A 6,573-nucleotide genomic window follows, 5' to 3' on the forward strand; every position below is an offset into this window, starting at 1 on the left:
ACGTTGATAAAAGAGTAGTTTTCGCTCCATTTCTTCTAAACTATTAGAAGGGGAGAGAATTTCAAAGACCACTTGAGGAGCGATGTTATCTTCTTGCCATTGTTTATAGGAACCCCGTCTTCCTTTCGGACGACCAAATACCACCATAACATCGGGAGCAACCGGTCCGGTAATTTTTTTATCTTGGACGGGATACCAGAGCAGATCCCCCGCAATAAAAACCTGAGGAGAATTAGCAAAGAGAATCTCAAGATTTTCTTTAATTTTCACGATCCATTCATATTGTTCGGTATTATCGGCCATGGGTTTACCGTCACTATCGGGGTATTCAATATCTGGATCAATAGCTGGTATCAAGGTCATAATTTATACTCCTGCTTACTTGTCTGAAAATGATAATTTTAGCATCTGTAAGACCTGAGCTATTCCCCTATATCTAGGAGGAGATAACATCGTTATATCCCGACAGGTTATTAACCGTTTTAATCGAACACTTGCTAAAACTATCCTATTGGGAATCGGAAAAAGAACGGAATGCCCGTCACTGGATAGTAGAGATCGCGGCTTTCCGAGCGCAATTAGAACAAAAAATAGATAGTGCCACCCTCGTCAACCACACCCGCAATTCTTTGGAGAAAGCCTATTTAACCGCCAGAAAATCCCTGATTAACGCGCGGGTAGTCGATAAAAATGCGATTCCCTTGGACTCTATATTCACTCTTGAACAGGTATTAGACGGGGATTGGTTCCCCATCGATATCGAACCTTTTCTGGAAACCCGCCCATAAAAAAATTTTCGCTATTTTATCCCAATCAACTAACTTTATTTACCATAGAAATAGAGAGTTTTCCTAGTAATTAGCCTCCTGATGATAACTACCTGAGATCGATCGAAATGGGATTTAATAAAAATAAGGCTGCATGACTAGCCATTTCTTCTGATAAATAAATCTTTTTATATTTAATAATCCCCGTTTCCAGAAAAGAATCCCTTAACATTGCCTTTGTCCCACTATTAAAATCCGCTTCATAAAAAACTTCTTTAATTCCCGAAGAAATAATTAGTTTTAAGCAGGAAATACAGGGTTCTAAAGTAACGTAAATACTAGCCCCTTGGGTAGAAATACCGTGTTTAGCCGCTTGAGCGATCGCATTAGCTTCGGCATGAATTGCCCTAGAGGGAATTTCTCCGGATTCTCGACAGGTTCCCAAACCGGGATAACAAAAACCCTGGGCAGTACAATGAACCGTTCCCGATGGGGAACCATTGTAACCCGTGGCTAAAACCTGCCGATCTTTGACAATTACCGCACCGACGGGAAAAGCTAAACAGGTGGATCTGGTGGCGGCTAATTTAGCGATCATTAAAAAATATTCGTCCCAAGTCGGTCTTTTTTCTTCAGAGTTGATCACGGTTTCATACCAAGCTAGAAAAAGCGAAAAAGAGGGGGTCATCTCTGATAGCTTATCATTAGATAACCTCTAAAAATTAAGAACGGGATCAGGTTAATAATTCCTGTTGAATGCGACGGAGATTTTCGATTCTTGCCTCGGTGGATGGGTGAGTAGCGAATAAATTAGCCAGAAACTGCCCCGAAAAAGGACTGCTAATTAACAGCGGTTCAAAGGCAGGATTGGCATTTAAGGGCATTTGACGACCGATCGATTCTAAACGGGTTAAAGCCCGGGCTAAAGCTTCGGGATTCTCGGTCAAGCGAGCGGAACCAGCATCAGCCTCGAATTCTCTGGTACGAGAGATAGCCATCTGAATCACAGTGGCGGCAAGGGGGGCGAGAAAGATGGTAAGTAGTAAACCGATGAGATTGCCCCCTTGACGATGGCGAGAATTGCCAGCAAAGAAGTAACCATAACTCAGCATTCTGGCCAGGTAGGAAATCGCCCCGGCAACAGTGGCCGCAACAGCTTGGGTTAAGGTATCCCGGTTACGGACATGAGTTAATTCGTGGGCGATAACTGCTTCTAATTCGTCGCCGGGCAGCAGGTTTAAAATGCCCTCGGTAACGGCGACGGCGGCGTGTTCGGGATCTCTGCCGGTGGCGAAAGCATTAGCGGCGGGGGTGGGGACGATATAGAGTTGCGGTGTGGGAATATTGGCTTGACGAGAGAGATTTTCCACCATTTGGTAGAGTTCGGGGGCTTGTTGGCGGCTGACTGGTTGGGCTTGGTAAGCGGCCAGAGCAATGCGATCGGAGAAGTACCAAGAACCGATATTAGTAATGGCGGCGATTACTAAACCAATTAAAGCACCGCCCTGACCACCGATCGCATAGCCAATAGCGACAAGTAAACCGGCTAGTAAACCCAATAAAGCAACAGTTTTAAGCTGATTCATCTTTATTTATCTTAGGAAGTGAGAGGTATAAAAGACATGGGGAGACCTTTCAGTTATCAGTTATCAGTGAACAGTAATCAGTGAATAATATTACTTAAAACTCATGACCTTAGTTAGTGAATAGTGGTTAGTGGTTAGTGGTCACTAGCCTCTTCTAGCTGATAACTGATAACTGATTGAGTCCTAGCATAAAAACTAAAAAAAACTCGAAAAATTAATAATAATTTAAATAATTTGAGTGCTTGAGAATAATTCAGATTTTTGCTGATAGCTAAACCATGACGGCTGGCAAAATAACAGAAATTCTTAAGAAGCTAAAGGGTTTAAATCCCCAGAGAGAGCATTGTAGAATGAAGCGGTTAGTTATCTACTAGAAGATAGGACTTTTCCGTCCTAGGGAGACAATTCTATTGAAATCTTTAACCCAAATTGCCAAGGAGACTGAGTTTTAATGTCTGTTAATTTTCTGGGAGTTGGTTTGTTTCACCCTCTCCTTACCCCTTATCTCGCCCTCCATATTCCTGACGGCTTTTTGAGTCCATCGGTGAGTCTATTTACTTGGATAATTGCCGTCGTCCTGATTAGCTTTTCTCTCAAAAAAGTGCGCGGTCACTACGCTGAACGGGCTGTACCTTTGATGGGAGTTTGTGCCGCCTTTATTTTTGCCGCCCAGATGATTAATTTTCCCATTCCGGGGGGAACCTCCGGACATTTATTAGGGGGGACTCTTGCGGGGGTTTTACTCGGTCCCTGGGCGGGTTCTTTGGTGATGGCGGTGGTTTTGATCGTTCAAGCTTTATTTTTTCAAGATGGCGGTTTAACGGTTTTAGGGGCGAATATCGTCAATATGGGTTTGATCGGGACGTTTGGCGGTTATTATCTCTATCTGGGGATTAGAAAAGCCCTCGGTTTTAATAGTTGGCGCAGTATGGCGATCGCTGTTGCCCTGGCCGCTTGGACAAGTGTGGTGGTGGCGGCGTTGGCTTGCGCCCTGCAATTGGCTTTATCTGGCACTGTACCGCCTTTAGTCGCCCTTTTTGCCATGTTATCTTGGCATATCCTCATCGGCATCGGGGAAGCGGTGATTACCGTTTTCGCTGTCGGTTATATCTGGCGAACCCGTCCCGATCTTCTCTACGATCCGCCCCATTCCGTTAATACCTCTGTTCCCTCTTCCTACGCTTCTCGTCAATAAAGCAATTAATTCGATGAATATTCGCAGAAATAGCCAATTTTTTCTGATTGGCCTAGTATGTTCCCTAATTATCGCCGTTTTTCTTTCTCCCTTTGCCAGTCCCGATCCCGACGGACTCGATCGAGTGGCGGAAGACTTGCAATTTAGCAAAAAAGAAGACCCTAAGGCCCTAGGTAGTCAATTACCTTTCGCCCGAATTTTTGACGGTTATGCCCTCAAAGGTGTTCCCGAAGGTGTCGCCACTCCCCTGGCCGGTTTTCTGGGAACTCTTGCCACTTTCGGCATCGCTTGGGGTATCGGTAAATTAGTGATTCCAAAATCCCAAAATCAGGAATAAGGATATGGGAGTCGAGAAGTGGGGCATTTAGCTGAAATTTCCCTAAACCCCTATATCCCTATATCCCTTTTCTAACTGATAACTGATAACTGATAACTGATAACTGATAACTGATAACTGAATAAATGCTACACATTGCCACTTTTTCTCGCGAAAATGAGTGCCAAAATTTCGTTTTTTGGCAGAGACTTGCGCCCCATACCCGGGTTTTAGTTACTCTTTTGTTAGTTTTTGCCACAGCCTTAACGCCGAATGGTAGTTGGGGAACTTGGGGGATTTACGGATTAGGATTAATTATTTTAATTCTGATCAGTCGGGTGAGTATTGCCGTACTTTTACAAAGAGTAGCGATCGAATTTGTCTTTATCGGTGTGGTTTTATTGGGAACTCTTTTTCGCGATGGCGGGGAAATTCTTTGGTCTTGGGGATTTTTGCGGATAACTAGCGAGGGATTGCTGGTGTTAGGCAGTGTGGCCCTAAAAGCTTTTCTCTGTCTTTGTACGGTCAATATTCTGGTTTTAACGACAGCGATTCCTGACCTGTTGCAAGCATTAGTTACCCTAAAAACCCCCCCTTTATTGGTGGCAATTTTGGCTTCTATGTACCGTTATCTAGCTGTTTTGATCGCTGAATTTAATTCCATGCGAAGGGCAGCAATTGCGCGCAATTTAATGAGTAGTCCCCGATGGCAACGGTTGCTAGTGGGACACATGATCGGCGCTTTATTTATCCGTACCTACGAACGTGGCGATCGCATTTATCAAGCCATGTTATCGAGGGGTTACACCGGTTCCTTGCCTTCTGTACAGGTTCCCCAAAGCAAGCTGAACGATTATCTCGCTATAATTGGCACAGTAATTCTGATCCTCTGGGGTCAAATGGTACATCTACTCAGATAAAAGTCTCGTTTTTCATGCACCACAACCCGATTTTTATTGAAAACCTAGTTTATACCTATCCTGACGGCACAGAAGCGTTAAAAGGTATTAATTTAGCCATTGAAGCTACGGAAAAGGTGGCTTTGGTCGGGGCCAATGGATCGGGAAAATCCACCTTATTATTGCATTTTAACGGTATTCTCCCGCCGCAAACGGGTAAAATCACCGTCGGTCCCTACCAAGTTAAACCGGAGAATTTAGAAAATATCCGCAATTTTGTCGGTTTAGTCTTCCAAAACCCCGACGATCAGCTATTTATGCCCACTGTCTGGGAAGATGTGACTTTTGGCCCGATGAATCAGGGAATTCGCGGAGAGGATTTAAACCATCGCTGTCATCATGCTTTACACGCGGTGGGATTGGATTCCAAGCATTACGGTAAGAGAAACAGTCAGAATCTATCGGGGGGTGAAAAAAAACGCGTGGCGATTGCGGGGGTTTTAGCCATGTTGCCGCAGGTCTTAGTTTTTGATGAACCTAGCGCCCAACTGGATCCCCGATCCCGTCGGCAATTAATACAACTGTTAGCCACTTTACCCCAAACCCAAGTCATCGCCACCCATGATCTCGATCTGGCTTTAGAACTATGCGATCGCACGGTGGTTTTAAGTCGTGGTCAGGTGGTGGGAGAGGGAGAAACCGCTAGGATTTTAAGTAATCGGGAATTTTTGGAACAACACGACCTGGAAATACCCCTTTGTTATAGTCGTCCCTACTGTGCGATCGCTGATGCGCCCTCACAAGTCAGTGATCAGTGATCAGTTATCAGATGTGAGTTTTCAGTTCACCGATTACTGTTTACTGATCACTGAAAAAAAGCTCCCTTTTCCCCTCTCATAGACAGTCTTAACGAGTGATTGAGATAGTCAACAGCTTACCGCTACTTAGCGGTTAATTTTTGTGATTCTAAGGGAGAATGATGTAATAACATTAATTGATTTTCTTGTAAGATTTCGATAGCATAAGCAAGGCCAGAAGTATCACTAAATTCAACTTCAAAAACATTTGGCTCATAGACTTCTACAATTGTTCCCACTTGCCCGCGATATAATCCCAATTGGGGTAAGTCTTCTAATAAAGCAATCACATCTAAGAGTTTCATTTCATTATCTCCTTAAAGTACATAACAAGTAACTAAACGGGAAAAATTCTCATCATTTCTGATTATCTAAACACTCTGAATAATAGCTGTTTTGATGATTCAGGGGAAAGTCAATAATCTTTTGTCCATATTGATTGATTTTATCGGGAATAGCATTACAGGTTTTAACGGCTTCTAAGAGTGCGTTTTTAAGAAATTGAACGTCATCAATATCTAAGTTTAAGGCGGATTTAAAAACACGGGCTTTATGCCGTCCATCGGCATGATTTAGATTTAGGGAATAACCAGTTAGTTTGTGATCATCTATGATGGTACTTTCAGGATGAGGCAGTTTCACTTCCAACAAAAAACTCGGCTCTCTTGGTTTGGTTAGATTAAATGTAGCCTAGCATCTACTTTTCTGTTCGGTTATCCCGAGAGAATTAAGGATACACTGAAGTCCGATGCACAATTTGGAGATTTATTATCGGTTTCTTGCATAGAAGAGAGGACAAAACCGAGAAAGTCTGACCGAAAATTTGGGTACAAGCCCCGCCCTTTAGTGTAGGGTCGGGCGGCTTTAAATAAATATGTATTGTCAACTTAAGGAATTTTGTGTTAAGATATTGATAGTAGGTCGAGCATCGTCAAAATGTTTGTACTAGAATA

The 6,573-nt window shown here is 43.3% G+C and carries 9 protein-coding genes and 1 pseudogene; 5 read left to right on the forward strand and 5 right to left on the reverse strand.

All coding sequences use genetic code 11. From position 1 onward, the window contains the following. Window positions 1-363, reverse strand: a 363-nt coding sequence (locus IM479_RS16515) for a Uma2 family endonuclease (RefSeq protein WP_287687628.1), incomplete at its 3' end; no start/stop codon positions are given. Window positions 364-470: 107 nt separating this feature from the next. Between IM479_RS16515 and IM479_RS16520 the strand changes: the two are divergent. Then, window positions 471-788: pseudogene (locus tag IM479_RS16520) on the forward strand (DUF29 domain-containing protein); the annotation flags it as partial. Window positions 789-876: 88 nt separating this feature from the next. Here the strand turns inward: IM479_RS16520 and IM479_RS16525 are convergent. Both IM479_RS16525 and IM479_RS16530 read right to left on the reverse strand, forming a co-directional pair. After that, complete coding sequence (locus IM479_RS16525; protein WP_110578255.1) at window positions 877-1,413, reverse strand: deoxycytidylate deaminase; 537 nt, start codon at window positions 1,411-1,413, stop codon at window positions 877-879. An 88-nt stretch (window positions 1,414-1,501) separates the two neighbouring features. Continuing rightward, on the reverse strand, window positions 1,502-2,353 hold the full coding sequence (locus IM479_RS16530) for a zinc metalloprotease HtpX (protein WP_287687630.1): 852 nt from the start codon (window positions 2,351-2,353) through the stop codon (window positions 1,502-1,504). A 451-nt stretch (window positions 2,354-2,804) separates the two neighbouring features. Between IM479_RS16530 and IM479_RS16535 the strand changes: the two genes are divergently transcribed. From IM479_RS16535 to IM479_RS16550, 4 genes are all read left to right on the forward strand, one after another. Beyond that, complete coding sequence (locus tag IM479_RS16535; protein WP_287687632.1) at window positions 2,805-3,548, forward strand: energy-coupling factor ABC transporter permease; 744 nt, start codon at window positions 2,805-2,807, stop codon at window positions 3,546-3,548. 13 nt (window positions 3,549-3,561) lie between these two features. After that, entirely contained in the window at window positions 3,562-3,885 is a 324-nt protein-coding gene (locus tag IM479_RS16540; RefSeq protein WP_287687633.1) for a PDGLE domain-containing protein, read from the forward strand. 125 nt (window positions 3,886-4,010) lie between these two features. Further along, a complete protein-coding gene (gene cbiQ, locus IM479_RS16545; protein ID WP_287687634.1) occupies window positions 4,011-4,784 on the forward strand; it encodes a cobalt ECF transporter T component CbiQ in 774 nt (257 codons plus the stop codon). A 14-nt stretch (window positions 4,785-4,798) separates the two neighbouring features. Beyond that, window positions 4,799-5,581: an energy-coupling factor ABC transporter ATP-binding protein gene (locus IM479_RS16550; RefSeq protein ID WP_287687636.1), complete on the forward strand. Its 783-nt coding sequence runs from the start codon at window positions 4,799-4,801 to the stop codon at window positions 5,579-5,581. Between the two features lie 122 nt (window positions 5,582-5,703). Here the strand turns inward: IM479_RS16550 and IM479_RS16555 are convergent, their stop codons facing one another. Together IM479_RS16555 and IM479_RS16560 are read right to left on the reverse strand one after the other, a co-directional pair. Then, window positions 5,704-5,925: a DUF4926 domain-containing protein gene (locus tag IM479_RS16555; RefSeq protein WP_286825648.1), complete on the reverse strand. Its 222-nt coding sequence runs from the start codon at window positions 5,923-5,925 to the stop codon at window positions 5,704-5,706. A gap of 52 nt (window positions 5,926-5,977) precedes the next feature. Further along, entirely contained in the window at window positions 5,978-6,262 is a 285-nt protein-coding gene (locus IM479_RS16560) for a DUF6883 domain-containing protein (protein ID WP_353737590.1), read from the reverse strand. Between the last annotated feature and the right edge of the window lie 311 nt (window positions 6,263-6,573).

The organism is Microcystis sp. M165S2, from assembly GCF_020245885.1.
Taxonomy (GTDB): Bacteria; Cyanobacteriota; Cyanobacteriia; order Cyanobacteriales; family Microcystaceae; genus Microcystis.

Excerpts from the sequence above, each read along its gene's own strand:
- IM479_RS16530 (WP_287687630.1), bottom strand. The coding sequence starts at position 2,353 with ATGAATCAGCTTAAAACTGTTGCTTTATTGGGTTTACTAGCCGGTTTA.
- IM479_RS16535 (WP_287687632.1), top strand. The coding sequence starts at position 2,805 with ATGTCTGTTAATTTTCTGGGAGTTGGTTTGTTTCACCCTCTCCTTACC.
- IM479_RS16540 (WP_287687633.1), top strand. The coding sequence starts at position 3,562 with ATGAATATTCGCAGAAATAGCCAATTTTTTCTGATTGGCCTAGTATGT.
- cbiQ (WP_287687634.1), top strand. The coding sequence starts at position 4,011 with ATGCTACACATTGCCACTTTTTCTCGCGAAAATGAGTGCCAAAATTTC.
- IM479_RS16555 (WP_286825648.1), bottom strand. The coding sequence starts at position 5,925 with ATGAAACTCTTAGATGTGATTGCTTTATTAGAAGACTTACCCCAATTG.
- IM479_RS16550 (WP_287687636.1), top strand. The coding sequence starts at position 4,799 with ATGCACCACAACCCGATTTTTATTGAAAACCTAGTTTATACCTATCCT.